We start from the raw sequence: 17,978 nt of genomic DNA on the forward strand, positions 1-17,978 counted from the left end.
AAGCCCTATGTCGGCTAATAGTCAAATGGTGACTATAAAAGGGACAAGAGATGGTCTGACTCTTCAGTTAAATGATCAATGTTCCTATGATTCTATATTACAAGAGTTAGAAGAGAAGCTTTCTGTTAATGGAATTGATGACAATCAACCGATGATTCGAGTTACCATTCAATTAGGTAATCGATTTTTAACCAATGAGCAGCAAGAAACGTTAAGAAAGATTGTAAGAGAGAAGCAAAAGTTGGTTGTGGATCAAATCGAATCTAATGTTATAACGAAAGATGAAGCATTATCATGGAAAGAAAATACAGAAATTACTCCAATGACAAAAACGATTCGCTCTGGACAAGTGATTGAAGTAAAGGGTGATTTGCTATTATTGGGTGATATAAATCCAGGGGGAAAGGCTGTTGCTTCTGGAAACATCTTCATATTAGGTCATTTACGAGGGATCGCTCATGCCGGCTCTCAGGGCAATGAAGAAGCTGTGATTGCGGCCTCTTATATGAAGCCTAATCAGCTGAGAATTGCGGATCAAATTTCAAGAGCCCCTGATCAAGATTCGGATGGTCTATATATTGAATGCGGGTTCGTAGATAAACAGAATGAGGCTATTCGGATTGCTCCCCTTCAGGACGTCCTGAAACAGAAGCCTGATTTAGTGAGCTTTGAAAGGAGAATGCTTAATGGGTGAAGCCATCGTTATTACATCTGGAAAAGGTGGCGTAGGCAAAACGACCACAACAGCGAATTTAGGTACAGCTTTAGCGTTACAAAATAAAAAGGTGTGTCTCGTGGATACGGATATAGGACTACGCAATCTAGATGTAGTTATGGGGCTTGAGAACCGGATAATTTATGACATCGTGGATGTTGTAGAAGAACGCTGTAAAACCAAACAGGCGCTCATTACAGATAAACGATTTGATTGTCTCCACTTATTGCCTGCTGCCCAAACTTCGGACAAAACTTCAGTTACACCTGAAGCTGTAAAGCAAATTATTGATGAGCTTAAAAAAGAGTACGATTATGTGGTGATCGACTGCCCGGCGGGTATAGAACAAGGGTATAAAAACGCAGTCGCTGGTGCAGACAAGGCTGTAGTCGTTACAACTCCTGAGAAGTCTAGTGTTAGAGATGCCGACCGTATTATCGGCTTATTAGAACAAGAAGATCTCGAGCCTCCTAAATTAGTGATTAACCGAATTAGAAATCATATGATGAAATCAGGAGAAATGATGGATGTCGATGAAATCGTGAACATTTTAGCGATCGATTTATTAGGGATCGTCGTTGATGACGATGCTGTAATCAAAGGGTCTAATAGTGGGGAGCCAGTGGCTTTTACACCGGATACAAAAGCTTCGCTCGCCTACCGTAATATAGCTAGAAGAATCTTAGGAGAATCGGTTCCTCTATTAAACTTGGAAGAAGACCCGGGGCTGTTAGCAAAAGTGAAAAAGTTTTTCGGAATGCGTGCTTAGCCATACTGCGAACTTTGTTCGCAGTTTTTTTGTCTTTTTTAATCTCCCCTAAACCTAATCATATTCTGTACTCTCTCGCCATAGATTAGTAAAAACGGTTGAAGAGAGAAGGGGTTTAAATTGAGGAAGAACATTCATAATGTGAGAAAAAATATTGCAGATCGAAAACGGAAGAAAGTAGTTCATTCTGATCACCGGAAGAAAAGCCCCGTATTTTCTGCTCCTCAAGATGAAGAAATGCATGGATACCCTCCACTTGTAGTAACTGAAAAATTAAAAAGCAATTCTAAGAAAACGTCATCTGTTATTCGTGTACAAGCTTTAGCATCTATTCTATTTTTTGTGGCTGTTTTAGTTAGTGAACAGTCGTCTGTAGCTATTGCTGAAAAGCCTAGAGAATGGGTATCGTCTCAGTTGCAGGAAGAATTTCCATTTGCTAAAGTAACGGCCTGGTATAGTGAACGTTTTGGAGGAGCTTTGCAGCTAGTAGAACCTAAAAATGGTGAGAGTGCTGAAGAGATAGCATTGCCTGTAAATGGGGTAGTCACCCAGCCCTTTGAACATCATGGACGCGGGGTCATAATGAGTACAGAACAAGGAGAACAAGTGAAAGCGGTAAAAGGGGGAACGGTTATTTTCGCTGGAAATGATCCAGAAACTGATAAGACGATTATTATCCAACACGAAGATGATACAAACACGACTTATGGTTATCTATCGACCATTGATGTGCATTTATATGAACACATCCCTTCCCAGGAAACAATTGGCACACTTGATAATAAAGAAGAAAATGAATTTTTCTTTGCCGTTGAAAAAGACAAGCAATACTTAGACCCGATTGAAGTGATAAAAGTCGATGAAGGCTCTTAGAATCAATCAATCGATTCATGTACATCCACTTTTCTTTCTGCTAGCTTTATCCGCAATGTTTACAGGAGCTATTTATGAATTTATCATTCTTTTTAGCATTGTGGCTATCCATGAAATCGGACATTATGTCACGGCCCGAGTTTATGGTTGGCGAGTTTCTCATATTGAGTTTTGGCTTCTTGGTGGAAAGGTAGTCAGTGAAGAGCACACGACTCGGCCCGTGAAGGAACAGGTGAATGTGACATTAGCAGGACCACTTCAGCATGTCTGGATATTTCTATTTCTTCAAGTACTTACGGTGACGATTGGCCCGCACCCATTGCTTTCCGTCGCCTTTACTTACAACAGCATTATCTTGCTGCTTAATCTTTTACCTGTATGGCCGTTAGATGGAGGAAAGATATTATTTTACGCATTATGTCAGCGTATGAGCTTTAAGCAAAGCTTAAGGCTCTCGCTCTTTATCTCGATGACCAGCTTATTTCTCTGTCTCACATGGTTGATGACAGTCGATAGAATGACGTTAGCTGGAACATTACTTGCAGGGTTTTTACTTTTGGAAAATGTGTTAGAGTGGAAACGTCAAATGTACGTGTTTATGCGCTATATCGTACATTGCTTAGAACGTGACGTTTCTAAAATGAAAGTTAGATATTTAACCGTTCACCCAAAAACGACGATCTATGCCGTTATTAAAAACATAAGAGCCAACCGTCATCATTATTATGTGTTGAAACAAAACGAAGGTTTATATATAGTAGATGAACAGGAATGTCTCTATTATTTTTTAAGGAAAAAGCAAGCTAAGCTTTGTTTGGAAGACATTGCTAACTTTCCGAGGTGAAGAGGATGGCTTACTAGTGAGAACAATAGCTATACATACAAAAACTAGCGAAAAGGTCGGGCTCGTTATTGACAATGGTCAATTAATTGAATACGTTGCGACACGCCCGCAAGCCTTTCAGCTTTCGGGTTCTATTTTTAAAGGTACAGTTAAAACGATTCACAAAGGCATGCAGGCTGCATTTGTTGATATTGGGGAAGCAAAACACGCTTTTTTAAAGAAAGAGTTAATTCCTTGGGGCAGAAAAACGATAGAGAAGTCGATCACCGAAGGTCAAAGCCTCTACGTTCAAGTGACCAAGGAACCAACAGGTAACAAAGGCGCTCAAGTAACGGCTGATCTTACACTGCCTGGTTTGTTCACTATTTACCAACCGTTTGGCAAGAAAGTGTCCGTATCCAGAAAGATAGAAAAGCAGCAAGCAGCTCACTTAAAGGAACAAGTAAGTAACTTGCTCGAAGATGGGGAAGGGGCGATCTTGCGTACAAATGCAGCGGAGGCAGACATTTCTTTGATTAAAGGAGAACTGAAAAGGTTAAAAGACGAATGGACGTCATTTATCGATCGTAAAAAGCCTGGGCTAATTTGGATGGATGATGTTCTTCTTAATCAACTATTACGTAAATATGCGTGTGATAGTCATGAGGTTGTTGTTGATCAGAGCGAGGATAGCCAGTTGTTGAAAAAACGTTTCCCCTTCCTGGAAAATAAAATTAAATGGATGAAGAACCTGGAACAGTACACGAATCATTCAATTAATGAGCTTCAGGATCGATTAACGAAGCGAACGATTACAACGGATAAAGGAGTTCAACTCGTTTTTGATAAGACCGAAGCGATGACGGTAGTGGACGTGAACAGTCATCGATTTATGGACCGAAGCTTGTCCAATGGCGATACCCTTAAAATCAATAAACGTGCGGCCACAGAAATCGCTAAGCAAGTTAGACTGCGTAATGAATCAGGCATGATCCTGATCGATTTTATTTCCATGAAAAGCTCAGCGCATAATGAAGAGCTCGTCCAATGGTTACGACAAGAAATAAAGAAGGACCCCATTGCTTCTAAAGTACATGGAATGACAAAACTAGGCTTAGTTGAAATGACTCGTACTAGGCAGCTGCCAAGTTTACATGCTCAGATGCTTAAACTACCGGAGGCAGAATACAACCTTTCTACCCTTTGGTATCGTTTAGAGCGTTATTTAATGAGTCAGGATCATCAGGAAGCCGTTCTCTTAACAGTCAGTTCTGAACTATATAACATAAAAAAACAATTGCTTTCAGAGCCGATTTCTAGTAAAATTCCACAGGAGCTGTTTGTTAGGCAGAATGATAATCTAACTGGCTGGCAAATTGAGCTTGAAGGGTCGCTTGACATTGTACGAGAAGCGGCGCAGAGTCGCGGGTATAATGTTGACAAACTGTTTTGATCTGTGGTAACATCATTATGTTATTCAAGTAGCACTCCATGCTACAACCGCACAGAACAGGTTTACTAAACCGGACACGGTACCTGGATGGCGAGTCTGAGTAAATTGAGGAGGTGCAAGTATGTACGCAATTATTGAAACTGGTGGTAAGCAAATTAAAGTTCAAGAAGGTCAGGAGATCTACGTAGAGAAAGTAAACGTAGAAGCTGGCGAAACAGTAACTTTTGATAAAGTTCTTTTCGTAGGCGGCGATGACACTAAAGTTGGTGCTCCATTCGTAGACGGTGCTTCCGTTACGGCTAAAGTTGAAAAACAAGGTCGTCAGAAGAAGCTGACTGTTTTCAAATACAAGCCGAAAAAGAACTACAAACGTAAACAAGGTCACCGTCAACCGTATACGAAGCTTGTTGTTGAAAGCATCAAGGCGTAAGCGAGACGATGATTAACGTATCGATGTATCGCTCACAAGGTCATTTGAGTGGATTTGAAATTTCAGGACATGCTGAAAGTGGACCTTATGGTCATGACTTAGTGTGTGCTGCGGTTTCAGCGGTTTCATTCGGAGCCGTGAATGCCATCATAAGCCTTTGTGATATTGAACCTGACATTACTCAAGGCGGTGAAGGTGGATATTTGCAAGTCAAACTTCCGCTTCAAATAGAGCAAGAAGCTTTAACAAAAGCCCAATTGCTTCTTGAAGGAATGCTGGTTTCATTACAATCCATCGAAAATGAATATCATGAATATATAAAAATTACGAACATGTAAGGAGGTGGGACACATGCTACGTCTAGATCTTCAATTTTTTGCCTCTAAAAAAGGTGTAAGTAGTACGAAGAACGGCCGTGATTCTGAGTCTAAGCGTCTTGGAGCTAAGCGTGCCGACGGTCAATCTGTAACAGGCGGATCTATCCTTTATCGTCAACGCGGTACTAAAGTGTATCCTGGCGAGAACGTTGGACGCGGAGGAGACGACACTTTGTTTGCTAAAGTAGATGGTGTTGTTAAGTTCGAACGTTATGGTCGTAACCGTAAAAAAGTTAGCGTTTATCCTGTAGCTCAGGAAGCGTAATATTTTACGTATGATTGTCATACAAAAATGTAAGCCGCGCTATGCTATTGCATATGCGCGGCTTATTTATTTAACACTCATTTCAGTTTCCCGCCAATTTTGCTATACTTTTCTTAGTATGGCAAGCTAAGGGGAGCTGGTTGTTGTGGAAATCAAAGAAATCCTTCATATCTTAAGGCATAAGCGTCATGACTGGATGAATCAAATCCAACTTGTACAAGGATATGCATCCATGGATAAAATGGAGCGTGTGAAAGAGCACCTCTATCAAATTATAGAACAGTCTGAACACGAGAGACGGTTATTGAATAGTGGTGCAGAGGATTTCACACTTTGGCTGCTTACATTTAACTGGAGTCATAGCCACTATCAACTCACATATCTGCTAGACCGGGATGTTGATTTATCAAGTCATGACGAGCAACTAACAGCTTATGCGGAAAAGGTCATAACTGTATTGGATGAACATAGCTCATCTGATGAACTCTATGAAGGGTTCATCCATTTTTTAATAACGAATGAAAAGATTGAAATAAATTGGAGCTGGAATGGTGAATTTAAAGATACAGCAGATTTAGCCAATAAACTTACGAATGATGAGGGAATGACAGCTTTTGTCGACCACCATCATGAACTGAAAATTAATTGTAAGCTAGAATAAAGAGGTGGAAAATATGTTTGTCGATCAGGTTAAAGTATTTGTAAAAGGCGGCGATGGAGGAAACGGACTCGTTGCTTATCGTCGGGAAAAATATGTTCCTATGGGGGGACCAGCCGGAGGAGACGGTGGGAACGGAGGAGACGTGATTTTTGAAGTAGATGAAGGTTTAAACACCTTGATGGACTTTAGATATCAACACCACTTTAAAGCCAAACGCGGAGAGAATGGAATGAACCAGAAGCAACACGGTAAAAACTCTCCACCATTAGTTGTAAGTGTGCCGCCTGGTACAACAGTTAAAGATATAGAAACGGGAAGAGTACTTGCTGATTTAACGGAGCATAAACAACAAGCTGTTATTGCTAAAGGAGGTAGAGGCGGACGCGGGAATGCGCGATTTGCCACTGCTAGAAATCCAGCTCCAGAAATCGCTGAAAACGGAGAACCTGGGGAGGAATTAGATGTACAGGTAGAGCTTAAGCTGTTAGCAGATGTTGGGCTTGTTGGTTTCCCGAGCGTAGGTAAATCAACATTTCTTTCTACTGTGACCGCTGCGAAACCTAAAATTGCGGATTATCATTTTACTACATTAGCTCCCAACTTAGGTGTAGTAGAAAGTCAAGACCACCGCAGTTTTGTCATGGCAGACCTTCCAGGGTTAATCGAAGGTGCACATGAGGGTGTGGGTTTAGGGCATCAATTTTTACGTCATGTGGAGAGGACGCGTCTGCTTCTTCATGTAATTGACATGTCTGGCCTAGAAGGGCGTGACCCTTACGAAGACTTTTTGACGATTAACAATGAACTGTCTTCTTACGATGAACGATTAACTCGACGTCCGCAAATCATTGTTGCGAATAAAATGGATCTACCTGAAGCTGAAAAGCACTTAGAAGCATTTAAAGAAAAAGCAGGCGGAGACATTACGATCTACCCTATTTCAACGGCGACTCGAACAGGGATTGATGAACTTCTTTATGCGGTAGCTGATAAGCTTGATGAACTTCCTAAACAGGATACTGAAGAAATTGAGGAAGTTGAAGAAAGAGTAATCTATAAATATGAGAAAGAAGAAGCACCGTTTAAAGTTACAAGAGCTGATGACGGAGCTTACGTTCTTTATGGGGAGAAGATTGAGTCAGTCTTTAGAAAAACGGACTTTTCACGTGATCAATCCATCAATCGATTTGCTCGACAAATGCGCGGCATGGGTGTCGATGAAGAGCTTAGAAAACGTGGAGCCAAAGATGGCGATACCGTGAGATTGCTCGATTATGAGTTTGAATTTGTTGATTAATGAGGTGCTAAGTGATGGCGGATTATAATGAGAAGTTCTATTTAGTCCGTAGTGATATACTTCCTGAAGCAATGAAGAAAACAATTGATGCAAAAGCGCTTATTGAACGAGGAAAGGCTATTTCTATATTTGAAGCAGTGCAAGAAGTAGGTCTTTCCAGAAGTGCTTTTTATAAATATAGAGATGCGGTCTTTCCATTTCAAGCAATGGTTAAAGAACAAATGATTACGTTGTTTTTTCATTTAGAGGATAGAACAGGGACGTTGTCTAATTTATTAATAGCGGTCGCTGAGTCTGGCTGTAACGTACTAACGATTCACCAGACTATACCTTTACAAGGGAAAGCAAACGTTACTCTATCTTTAAATACAACAGGTATGATATATTCAATTGAACAATTACTACAAAGGCTTCATAAATTGGACTTTGTCGATCGAGTAGAGATTCTTAGTTCTGGGGCTTAGAAAGAAGGAGTTAGACATATGCAACGAGTAGGTTATTTAGGACCTAAAGGTACTTTTACGAAAATGGCAGTGGACGCTTTATTTGATCAAGGTTCTTTTGTAAGCTTTGACAGTATCCCTGCTTGCTTGGATGCGGTAGAGCGAGGAGAAATTGATACGGGAGTGGTTCCATTAGAAAATGCGATAGAAGGTTCCGTACATTTGACGATTGATTATTTAATTCATCAAGTGGATCAGTCAGTCATTGCTGAGTTGACCGTTCCTATTCGTCAGCATTTACTCGTGCATCCGGATTATAATGGGGAAGAACTTACCCATATTTATTCGCATAGCCATGCAATTGCTCAATGCCATCAGTATTTATATAAAAATTATCCGAATGCAGAACTTGAGTACACGGCCTCTACTGGCAGAGCGGCTGAAGTAGTTATTGAAAAGGGAGTACATGTGGCTGCTATCGGGAATCACCTGGCAGCTGAAGAAAATGGACTGAATATTTTAACACCAAACATCCATGACTATGACAATAATCATACACGCTTTGCAGTTGTTCAAAAAACCCAGAGGAAGCTTGAAGTGAAAGATCATCCAATTGCTACTCAAAAAACAACCGTTATGGTCACTTTGCCAAAAGACTTCGTTGGAGCACTTCACCAAGTACTTGCAGCCTTTGCGTGGAGGAAAATGAACTTATCTAAAATTGAATCCCGCCCCATGAAAACAGGGTTAGGAAATTATTTCTTTTTAATTGATGTCGATCAGCCGTATGATGATGTTTTGTTTCCTGGTGTTAAAGCCGAGCTTGAAGCTTTAGGCTGCACGTTAAAGCTGTTAGGTACTTACCCTAGCTACCAACTAGATATTCCATCACCAGTTTGCCAATAGTAAGGAAGAACAGAGTTTAAAATTTCTTAAACTCTGTTTTTTTTATTGGGTAAATTATAGAAGGACTTCTATTAACATAGAAAAACATTAGGCGCATTTATCATTCTTTTCCTCGGCTATGCATAAAGTGTTAGGAAACGATTATGCTCTTATACTTTATAGATCATAGGAAAGGAGTTGCAATTGTGAGAATTCACGTTGTGCAAAAAGGTGATACGCTGTGGAAAATTTCAAAAAAATATGGGGTGGACTTTGAGGAATTAAAGTCTGTGAACTCTCAATTATCTAATCCTGATATGATCATGCCGGGGATGAAGATTAAAGTCCCTCAAGGAAAAAAACAAGTGAAAAAAGAAGCACCGAAGAAAGAAGCCCCTAAAAAAGAAATGCCAATGAAGGAAATGCCGAAAAAAGAGATGCCCAAGAAAGAAATGCCGAAACCAAAACCTGTGCCAAAGCCGATGCCTCAAATCAAAGAGGACGAAAAAATGCCGAAGCCTGCGCCAATAATGGAAAAGCCAATGATGCCGATTCAAATGAATATGCCAATTCAAATGCCAATGGATCAGCACATGCAAAATTATTACACCACCTTCCACTTGCCGCAAATGCCTATGCCGGAAAAGGAAAAACCAAAAGGAAAAGTAAAAGGGAAAGCTAAAGAGCAAGTAAAAGCGAAACAAGTGAAAGAAGCGTATGAGGAAAGCGCGGAATTCTATCAGCCGAAACACGAAAACCAGCCACATGCCCAAGCGCTTCCATATTGTCCTCCAATGCACATGCCGTATCACCCGAGTCCGTGGGATTATTTCTGGTGCCCTCCTTATCCAGTAATGGGGATGCATCATCAGCCAATGAACCAACCAATGCATTACCCGATGCCCAATCATCCCATGGGTAACCAGCCTATGCCATACGTTCAAGGGATGCAGAATGAGGAGTCTTCATCCGAATATATGATGGGTGAAGGTGAGGGAGGCTGCGGGTGTGGAGCGAAGAAGCCTATGAACGAGTATATGAGCTTTGAAAACCAGCCCAACCCCCAAATGATGGCACCTAATATGAATGGTTGGTATCCGCACCCCATGATGAATGGGAATGATCAAATGAGAGGCTTTTTCGCTCAGCCTGTTCAACAGCCACCATTGAATAACTGGCAAGAAAATGAGCCTTGGCAGGATGATGATGGAGATGACACCTAACTTAAACAAAGGCGATTCTTACACGGATCGCCTTTTTAAATGGTTGGGAAATAGAAAAGCCTTACATGTAAAGAAAATGGTCGAGATTAAACCTAAAATTTATAAAATTTGGGTAGGGAACCGATGCTATTTATTAAAAGGGTATCGCCGTTCCAATATTTTATTGCAGCAAATGGATTTTTTTCAAAATTGGAAGCATGCTAGTGAATTAGCAGCTGCGCCTACTGCATTTCCTACAGGAGAAATGAGCGTTAGTAAGCTTGGGTGTGAGTGGGGGTTGTTTCCATGGATTGAAGGGCGTCACGCCGATTTTGATAAAAAAGAAGATCGATTGAAAGTGTACAGCTGTTTGAGGCAATTCCACCGTACCTCTAAGGGAGTACAAGTGCTGTCAATACCCAGAGACCCTCTTTATATTAAATGGGAGCGCCGCTTAGAACAGTTTAAGACGACCCAAGAGGTATTTATTACTTACAATAAAAAAAGCTTTTTTGAGGAAGTTTATACAACAACAGAGCGCCTTCTCTATACATTTTCACTTTTTCCATGGGGAGAGATGGAGAAGGATTCATGGGTAAAGCAGCAGTGGCTGCATGGAGATGTGGCCCATCATAACTTTATTGTTGATACCAGTAACCGAATAAAAATGATAGACTTTGACCTTCTTCATGTTGGTCCGAGGGTATATGACGAAATTCAGTTAGCTCATCGATATTTGCCTTTTCTTGAGCATAAAAAGACTTCATTTTTTCAACTTTTCCATCAAGTAGAATATCCGCAAATTTGGCTAAGCGGCATATTAGTGCCAGCTGACTTAATTCGGGAGTGGCTATACGGCTATAATAAGTATAGAAGAGGGGATGGTTCCCTTTCCAGCCATTTAGATAAATTTGAAGAAGCATGGTCGCGTCGGAAACTGTTTGTCCGTTATACAGAATTCATGCTAAGATAAATACTATCTTGAGTGTGAAAGGATGAACATGCAGGTGGAGCAAAAAGTTGAAGAAATCGTGCAATGGTTGAGAACGCAAGCTGAGAAAGCAAATGTTGATGGACTTTTAGTAGGTGTAAGTGGAGGCATTGACTCAGCAGTAGTGGCTCATTTAATTAAGCGTGCATACCCTGAGCATTCGTTAGGTGTTATTATGCCTTGTAAAAGCAATCCAAATGATCAAGACCATGCTCAAAAAGTGGTAGACTCTTGTGGTATTCAATCGATGGTGATTGATCTAACGGAAACTCATAACGTCATGTTTGGGAACATTGTAGAGCAATTAAAATCGAATGAAACGTATAACGGTGCGCAAGAGCAAATAGCTGATGCGAATCTACGCGCCCGCCTTAGAATGAGCACCCTCTACACGGTAGCAACAAATCATCGTTATTTAGTTGTTGGAACTGATAATGCAGCGGAGTGGTATACAGGCTACTTTACCAAGTTTGGCGATGGGGGAGTCGATTTAGTACCCCTTGTTAATTTAACAAAAGGTGAAGTTCGTGAGATGGCTCAATTCTTAGGTGTTCCGGATGAAATTGTGAATAAGAAGCCTAGCGCTGGATTGTGGGAAGGTCAAACAGATGAAAATGAAATGGGTACCAGTTATGATATGATTGATCGTCATTTAAAAGGAGAGAGCATACCTGATAAAGACCGGGAAATCATTGAAGCGATGCATAAGCGCACGGCTCATAAGCGTGATATTGCTCCTGGCCCGCCAAAATAAACCCCCTAAAAATTAACAGACTAAAACATTCTCCTTTTTCAAATAGTATGGAAAAAGGAGAATGTTTTTTATGTATTATAAAGGGACAATTTTTATCGGTTTCGCTCTGCTGCTTAGTGCTTGCGGCAATGATATTCCTGATAAAGTAAATGAGAGTCAAAGTGACGAGTTGTATCAGCCCATAGAATATACGGAGGATGATGGCAAAAAGGAAGGTAACCAAATCCCGACTGGAGAAGATCAATATTTTAAACGAACGAGTCAAGATGAAATGAGAGAGACGAAATATTCTAAAACCAATCGTTCGCACGACAATGCATTTAATAACGAAGAGTCGATGGCCATTACTCAAGAGGTTAACGAACTTAAAGAAATTACGATGACCCAAGCTTTTACGAATGGAGAAAAAGCGTATGTTGCGGTGATGGTAAATCCATATGACTGGCGTGACGAGGATATTGAGGAGAAAATATTAGAAAAAGCTCAGGCCGTTACCGATCTTCCGGTGGTCGTATATACAAACATTAACTCTTGGGAGAAAAAGAAAGATGTGAATGCCAGAAGAGCGGCAGACGAGGCTCCTGATAAAGTAAGAGAACGTATTAGAGACTTTTTTAAAGAGAATGAGGAAGAGTAGTCCCATTTAATTTGGAATGATTTATGTGATATATTGATATAGGAAAAAGAATAGCTCCAGGGGAGGAGATACCTATGGCTGGTCATTCCAAATGGAATAATATCAAGCGTCGTAAAGGCGCTCAAGATGCAAAAAAAGGTAAATTGTTTATGAAACACGCCAGAGAAATATTTATGGCGGCTAGAGAAGGCGGCGGAGACCCCGAAATGAACGCAAACCTCCGTTTAGCTGTGGATAAAGCAAAATCAAATAATATGCCCAATGATAATATTGACCGGGCTATTAAAAAGGCAACAGGGGACCTTGATGGGGTAAATTACGAAGAATTCACTTATGAAGGGTATGGTCCCGGCGGTGTTGCCGTAATGGTCAAGGTTTTAACGGATAACAAGAACCGGACAGCTGCGGAAGTACGCCATGCCTTTAATAAGAATGACGGCAACCTTGGGGAAAACGGTTGTGTAGCATTTATGTTTAACCGTAAAGGCTATTTAGTCATCAATCGAACAAGTGTAGAAATTGATGAAGAGGAACTTCTCTTAGAAGTCATTGAAGCAGGAGGAGAGGAATTAGAATCTAGTGAAGATCAATTCGAAATCTTTACGGCTCCTGAAGATTTTAGTGAAGTGAAATCTGTTTTAGAAGAGAATGAGTATACTTTTGAGACAGCAGAAGTAACGATGTTCCCAACCACTCATACCCATGTGGGTGAAGAAGCTGCATCCAAGATGCTTACTCTAATTGACATGCTTGAAGATAACGATGATGTCCAAGAAGTGTATCACAATTTAGATGCCGATGAAGAAGTATTAGAGAAACTATCATAATCCAGTACCTCTTATAAAAGCTGTTGTTTCTGAGCATACTAGAGACAACAGCTTCTTTATGAGGAGGGAAAATCGTGCATACTACATGGATGACGATCGTGATAATTATTAGTTTGGTTCTTCAGCCGTCCCCGGATATTATGGAAAAGGAAGCCAGCCATCATGGTTACGCAAGTTCTTCAACTTTTAATAAAGCTATACCTGCCTTTGCGTATTTAGAACCATTAGAATTAAAGGTTATTCTTAAAACGTATGACGAGGAAGAATTAATAGATACCAAGGTGACAAAGGAAAAGGTTTGGGCAATGGAGGATTTTTGGGCACAATATGATGGCTGGGTAGTAGAAGATCAGAAAATCGGAGAAATTGTGTTTCAACGCCAACTTGAACGTACGTGAAAAAGTAGAAAACCGCTGAACGATGGCGGTTTTTTTCTATGGGTTCATGCTTATGCGAACATGTGCTTGTGTGTTACAATGAAATGTAGATTATAAATTCGGAATTGAGGGGAATGCACCATGATCGCCTATGTAAAAGGGAATGTTACATCAATCGATGAAGAAGCAATTGCTGTTGAAACGCAAGGGGTCGGCTACGAAATTTTATGTGCCAATCCATTTAGCTTTCAATCGGACTTACATAAAGAGATTAAAGTTCATACGTACCATTACGTTAGAGAAGATCAACAGCTTCTATTCGGCTTTAAAAAAAAGGAAGACAAGCTTTTATTTGCTAAACTGTTAAACGTGTCAGGAATTGGACCTAAAGGAGCACTGGCTATTTTAGGAAGTGTCAGTGTGCCGGAGTTTGTTTCTGCAATTGAGCAAGAAGACGATAAATATTTAACGAGGTTTCCTGGAGTAGGAAAAAAAACCGCCCGTCAAATGATTTTAGATTTAAAAGGCAAGCTGATCGTATGGCTGCCGGATGAGCAAAACGAACAAACGATCTTTTTCCAAGAGGAAGGGTCAGATAAGCAAAAACGAGAGTATATCGATGAAGCATTGGAAGCATTGAAAGCCCTGGGGTATTCGGATAAAGAGCTTAAAATGGTTAAGCCTGAACTTGCCAAAGCAAATCAGGGCAATGTGGATGATTATATTAGGCAGGGCTTGCAGTTATTAATGAAAGTATAAATGAAAGGAGGAACAAAGAATGGAAGACCGGATGATCTCTGGAGAACAACAAGAGACGGAACGGGATATAGAGCTGAGTTTACGTCCTGAGTGGCTGCGTCAATATATTGGGCAAGATAAAACAAAAGAGAATTTACACATTTTTATTGAAGCAGCTAAGATGCGCGAAGAACCTTTAGATCATACGCTTTTGTATGGACCGCCTGGCTTGGGTAAAACGACCCTGGCTTCGATTATTGCGAATGAAATGAATGTCCAATTTAGAACAACAGCCGGCCCAGCGATCGAACGTGCGGGTGATTTAGCTGCTATTCTCTCCTCCCTAGAGGCGGGAGACGTTCTCTTTATTGATGAAATTCATCGGTTGCCGCGTTCAGTTGAAGAGATTTTATACCCGGCGATGGAGGACTTTTGCTTAGACATTGTAGTAGGTACGGGTCCGAGTGCTCGGTCTGTAAGACTTGATTTGCCGCCATTTACTTTAGTCGGTGCCACTACTCGAGCAGGGCTTCTCTCCGCACCATTAAGAGACCGTTTTGGTGTTCATAGCCGATTAGACTATTATGATACTAAGGCTCTCTGCGCCATTGTAGAAAGAACAGCAGATATCTTTCATATTGGGATTGATAAGGAAGCAGCTTCCGAAGTGGCTCGTCGCTCGAGAGGAACACCGAGGATCGCGAATCGCTTGCTTAAGCGAGTGCGTGACATTGCGCAAGTACGAGGAGAATCGGTTATCTCGAATGATACGACCCAAACAGCTTTAAAAATGCTTCAAGTGGATGGAGAAGGCTTAGACCATATTGATCATAAGTTTCTTTTAGCCATTATCGATAGTTTTAGGGGTGGTCCTGTCGGCCTTGATACTATTTCTGCTACCATCGGAGAAGAACCTCAAACCATCGAGGATGTATACGAACCATTTCTATTGCAAACTGGTTTCATTCAGCGTACCCCGCGGGGGCGGGTGGTTACACCTAAAGCTTACGCACACTTTAACCGGGAGGTGCCGAGCTCTTGACGGGCATGGGTAAAATCTTTATTGTAATAGGGGTTGTATTTATTGTCATCGGTTTAATTTGGAGTTTGTTTGGCAAACTGCCTGGTGACTTTAGTTTTAAGAAAGGTCCAGTGACCGTATATTTTCCAATTATGACTTCAATTATAGCAAGTGTTGTATTAACACTGATTTTTTATTTGATTAGTAAAATGCGATAGAGCAAGAATAGGAGTTTCACATGGATATTAATGCATATGATTTTCATTTACCAGAGGAATTAATTGCTCAAGTTCCTTTGAAGGATCGAGCTTCTTCCAGGCTTATGGTGCTTAATCGTGAAAAAAAGAATATCGAGCACCAACGTTTTGCGGACATCACAAATTATCTTCAAAAAGGAGATTGTCTTGTTCTTAATGACACTCGTGTTCTGCCAGCGCGGCTATACGGTGCCAAAGAGGATACTGGTGGAAAAGTTGAAGTTTTACTGCTGCATCAAACAGCAGGCGATGAATGGGAAGTGCTTGTAAAGCCGGCAAAAAAAGTAAAACAAGGCTCTCGTATTGTTTTTGGAGATGGGCAGCTTGTTGCTGAATGCACAGAAATTCAAGAACATGGAGGACGAAAAGTCCAATTTTCTTATGACGGGATCTTTCTCGAAGTATTGGAATCTTTAGGAGAGATGCCGCTTCCTCCATATATAAAAGAGCAGATATCAGATCAGGAGAGGTATCAGACGGTTTATGCAAAAGAGGAAGGGTCTGCAGCAGCCCCTACAGCAGGCTTGCACTTTACGAATGAGCTGCTTGAAGAGCTTGAAAGTAAAGGGGTGGAAATTGTCTATTTAACATTGCATGTGGGGCTTGGAACGTTCCGCCCAGTGAGTGTTGATACGGTTGAGGAACACGAGATGCATGCTGAGTTTTACCAGTTAAGTGATGAATCAGCAAACAAACTAAATGAAATCAAGAAAAACAATGGGCGGATTATTTCTGTCGGAACCACGTCTACACGGACGTTAGAGACAATCGTACGTGATCATGGGACGTTTAAGGAAGCCAGTGGCTGGACAGATATTTTTATTTATCCACCTTATCAATTGCAGGCGATTGATGGACTAATTACAAACTTTCATTTACCAAAATCCACCTTGATTATGCTTGTCAGTGCTTTTGCTGGGCGAGACTTTATACTTGAAGCTTATCAAAAAGCGGTAGATGAACGGTACAGGTTTTTCAGTTTTGGCGATGCAATGTTTATTTTTTAATGAAATGGCTTGTAAGAAAGGAACGAAAACATGGCAATTACTTATGAATTAATAAAAACATGTAAACAGACGGGAGCGAGACTTGGACGAGTTCACACCCCTCACGGGTCCTTTGAAACACCAATGTTTATGCCTGTTGGAACGCTGGCTACCGTTAAGACGATGAGCCCTGAGGAATTAGAACAAATGGGTGCACAAATTATTTTATCGAATACGTACCACCTTTGGCTGAGACCTGGAGAGGACATTGTAGAGGAAGCAGGCGGCCTTCATAAATTTATGAACTGGAACGGGTCGATCCTTACTGATTCTGGTGGCTTTCAAGTCTTCAGTTTGAGTGATCTAAGACAAATTGAAGAAGAAGGTGTGCATTTTAGAAACCACATTAGTGGAGAGAAGTTGTTCCTATCCCCGGAGAAAGCAATGCGCATTCAAAACTCTTTAGGTGCAGATATTATGATGGCTTTTGATGAGTGTCCTCCTTATCCGGCGGAATATGATTATATGAAAAAATCGGTTGAACGGACAAGCCGCTGGGCTGAACGTTGTTTAGAAGGTCACAACCGTCCAAATGATCAAGGACTATTTGGTATTGTGCAGGGTGGAGAGTATGAAGAACTGCGTCGACAAAGTGCAAAAGACTTAACGTCCATGAATTTCCCTGGGTATGCCATTGGAGGACTCTCAGTAGGCGAACCAAAAGACGTGATGAATAGAGTTCTTGATTTTACAACACCGCTTCTTCCCGATCACAAACCAAGATATCTTATGGGAGTAGGTTCACCAGACTCTCTTATTGATGGTTCTTTAAGAGGCATCGATATGTTTGATTGTGTGTTACCGACAAGGATAGCACGGAATGGAACACTTATGACTTCAGAAGGAAGATTAGTCGTGAGAAATGCTAAATTTGCTCGTGATTTCCGCCCGATCGATGAAAATTGTAATTGCCATACTTGCCGCAATTATAGCCGAGCTTATATCCGTCATCTAGTAAAAGCGAATGAAACGTTTGGTTTTAGGCTTACTACTTATCATAACCTTCATTTTCTGTTAAAATTAATGGGGCGAGTTCGTGAAGCCATTAGAGAAGATCGACTCGGGGACTTTAGAGAAGAATTCTTTGAACAGTATGGTTTCAACAAACCAAACGCAAAGAACTTTTAGAAAGGGGGA

General features: G+C 40.9%; 23 protein-coding genes and 1 other annotated feature. All 23 genes read left to right on the top strand.

The window, feature by feature from the left end; translation table 11 throughout:
- Window positions 1–7: 7 nt before the first annotated feature.
- The 23 genes from minC to tgt all read left to right on the top strand — a co-directional run bounded on the left by minC (window position 8) and on the right by tgt (window position 17,969).
- Window positions 8–694, top strand: coding sequence for a septum site-determining protein MinC (gene minC, locus IEV27_RS00830; RefSeq protein ID WP_188375565.1), 687 nt, complete (start codon window positions 8–10; stop codon window positions 692–694).
- Window positions 687–1,484 carry a septum site-determining protein MinD gene (minD, locus tag IEV27_RS00835; RefSeq protein ID WP_188375566.1) on the top strand — a complete coding sequence of 266 codons (798 nt, stop codon included), beginning with the start codon at window positions 687–689 and terminating at the stop codon, window positions 1,482–1,484. Before minC ends, minD begins: the two co-directional genes overlap by 8 nt.
- 120 nt (window positions 1,485–1,604) lie before the next feature.
- On the top strand, window positions 1,605–2,357 hold the full coding sequence (locus IEV27_RS00840; protein WP_188375567.1) for a M23 family metallopeptidase: 753 nt from the start codon (window positions 1,605–1,607) through the stop codon (window positions 2,355–2,357).
- A complete protein-coding gene (locus IEV27_RS00845) occupies window positions 2,344–3,201 on the top strand; it encodes a site-2 protease family protein (RefSeq protein WP_188375568.1) in 858 nt (285 codons plus the stop codon). Before IEV27_RS00840 ends, IEV27_RS00845 begins: the two co-directional genes overlap by 14 nt.
- A gap of 16 nt (window positions 3,202–3,217) precedes the next feature.
- The gene (locus IEV27_RS00850; RefSeq protein ID WP_188375569.1) at window positions 3,218–4,633 is read left to right on the top strand and encodes a ribonuclease E/G; all 1,416 of its coding nucleotides are present in this window, start codon (window positions 3,218–3,220) and stop codon (window positions 4,631–4,633) included.
- Window positions 4,634–4,668: 35 nt separating this feature from the next.
- Window positions 4,669–4,741: a sequence feature (ribosomal protein L21 leader region), on the top strand.
- Between the two features lie 13 nt (window positions 4,742–4,754).
- Window positions 4,755–5,063 carry a 50S ribosomal protein L21 gene (gene rplU / locus IEV27_RS00855; RefSeq protein ID WP_188375570.1) on the top strand — a complete coding sequence of 103 codons (309 nt, stop codon included), beginning with the start codon at window positions 4,755–4,757 and terminating at the stop codon, window positions 5,061–5,063.
- Between the two features lie 8 nt (window positions 5,064–5,071).
- Entirely contained in the window at window positions 5,072–5,401 is a 330-nt protein-coding gene (locus IEV27_RS00860; RefSeq protein ID WP_188375571.1) for a ribosomal-processing cysteine protease Prp, read from the top strand.
- A 13-nt stretch (window positions 5,402–5,414) separates the two neighbouring features.
- A complete protein-coding gene (gene rpmA, locus IEV27_RS00865) occupies window positions 5,415–5,705 on the top strand; it encodes a 50S ribosomal protein L27 (RefSeq protein WP_079530402.1) in 291 nt (96 codons plus the stop codon).
- A gap of 145 nt (window positions 5,706–5,850) precedes the next feature.
- The gene (locus IEV27_RS00870) at window positions 5,851–6,366 is read left to right on the top strand and encodes a Spo0B domain-containing protein (RefSeq protein WP_188375572.1); all 516 of its coding nucleotides are present in this window, start codon (window positions 5,851–5,853) and stop codon (window positions 6,364–6,366) included.
- A gap of 13 nt (window positions 6,367–6,379) precedes the next feature.
- Window positions 6,380–7,663, top strand: a complete 1,284-nt coding sequence (obgE, locus tag IEV27_RS00875; protein WP_188375573.1) for a GTPase ObgE — start codon at window positions 6,380–6,382, stop codon at window positions 7,661–7,663.
- A 14-nt stretch (window positions 7,664–7,677) separates the two neighbouring features.
- Entirely contained in the window at window positions 7,678–8,127 is a 450-nt protein-coding gene (gene thrR / locus IEV27_RS00880) for a transcriptional regulator ThrR (protein WP_188375574.1), read from the top strand.
- Window positions 8,128–8,145: 18 nt separating this feature from the next.
- On the top strand, window positions 8,146–9,012 hold the full coding sequence (pheA, locus tag IEV27_RS00885) for a prephenate dehydratase (protein WP_188375575.1): 867 nt from the start codon (window positions 8,146–8,148) through the stop codon (window positions 9,010–9,012).
- 185 nt (window positions 9,013–9,197) lie between these two features.
- Window positions 9,198–10,214, top strand: a complete 1,017-nt coding sequence (safA, locus tag IEV27_RS00890; protein WP_188375576.1) for a SafA/ExsA family spore coat assembly protein — start codon at window positions 9,198–9,200, stop codon at window positions 10,212–10,214.
- Window positions 10,204–11,166, top strand: a complete 963-nt coding sequence (locus tag IEV27_RS00895) for an aminoglycoside phosphotransferase family protein (RefSeq protein ID WP_188375577.1) — start codon at window positions 10,204–10,206, stop codon at window positions 11,164–11,166. Before safA ends, IEV27_RS00895 begins: the two co-directional genes overlap by 11 nt.
- A gap of 34 nt (window positions 11,167–11,200) precedes the next feature.
- Entirely contained in the window at window positions 11,201–11,938 is a 738-nt protein-coding gene (gene nadE, locus IEV27_RS00900) for an NAD(+) synthase (RefSeq protein WP_188375578.1), read from the top strand.
- 70 nt (window positions 11,939–12,008) lie between these two features.
- On the top strand, window positions 12,009–12,575 hold the full coding sequence (locus IEV27_RS00905) for a YhcN/YlaJ family sporulation lipoprotein (RefSeq protein WP_188375579.1): 567 nt from the start codon (window positions 12,009–12,011) through the stop codon (window positions 12,573–12,575).
- Between the two features lie 74 nt (window positions 12,576–12,649).
- On the top strand, window positions 12,650–13,402 hold the full coding sequence (locus IEV27_RS00910; protein WP_188375580.1) for a YebC/PmpR family DNA-binding transcriptional regulator: 753 nt from the start codon (window positions 12,650–12,652) through the stop codon (window positions 13,400–13,402).
- Window positions 13,403–13,476: 74 nt separating this feature from the next.
- Window positions 13,477–13,800: a BofC N-terminal domain-containing protein gene (locus IEV27_RS00915; protein WP_188375581.1), complete on the top strand. Its 324-nt coding sequence runs from the start codon at window positions 13,477–13,479 to the stop codon at window positions 13,798–13,800.
- Between the two features lie 120 nt (window positions 13,801–13,920).
- Window positions 13,921–14,538, top strand: a complete 618-nt coding sequence (gene ruvA / locus IEV27_RS00920) for a Holliday junction branch migration protein RuvA (RefSeq protein WP_188375582.1) — start codon at window positions 13,921–13,923, stop codon at window positions 14,536–14,538.
- Between the two features lie 19 nt (window positions 14,539–14,557).
- The gene (ruvB, locus tag IEV27_RS00925) at window positions 14,558–15,559 is read left to right on the top strand and encodes a Holliday junction branch migration DNA helicase RuvB (protein WP_188375583.1); all 1,002 of its coding nucleotides are present in this window, start codon (window positions 14,558–14,560) and stop codon (window positions 15,557–15,559) included.
- Window positions 15,556–15,756 carry a DUF2905 domain-containing protein gene (locus tag IEV27_RS00930; RefSeq protein ID WP_373868060.1) on the top strand — a complete coding sequence of 67 codons (201 nt, stop codon included), beginning with the start codon at window positions 15,556–15,558 and terminating at the stop codon, window positions 15,754–15,756. The genes ruvB and IEV27_RS00930 overlap by 4 nt, the downstream gene beginning before the upstream one ends.
- A gap of 20 nt (window positions 15,757–15,776) precedes the next feature.
- Window positions 15,777–16,802 (top strand): tRNA preQ1(34) S-adenosylmethionine ribosyltransferase-isomerase QueA, encoded by a 1,026-nt coding sequence (queA, locus tag IEV27_RS00935; RefSeq protein ID WP_188375584.1) that lies wholly within the window; start codon window positions 15,777–15,779, stop codon window positions 16,800–16,802.
- Between the two features lie 30 nt (window positions 16,803–16,832).
- The gene (gene tgt / locus IEV27_RS00940; protein ID WP_188375585.1) at window positions 16,833–17,969 is read left to right on the top strand and encodes a tRNA guanosine(34) transglycosylase Tgt; all 1,137 of its coding nucleotides are present in this window, start codon (window positions 16,833–16,835) and stop codon (window positions 17,967–17,969) included.
- Window positions 17,970–17,978 lie beyond the last annotated feature (9 nt).

The sequence above is a fragment of the Halobacillus andaensis genome (genome assembly GCF_014636475.1).
Taxonomy (GTDB): Bacteria; Bacillota; Bacilli; order Bacillales; family Halobacillaceae; genus Halobacillus_A; species Halobacillus_A andaensis.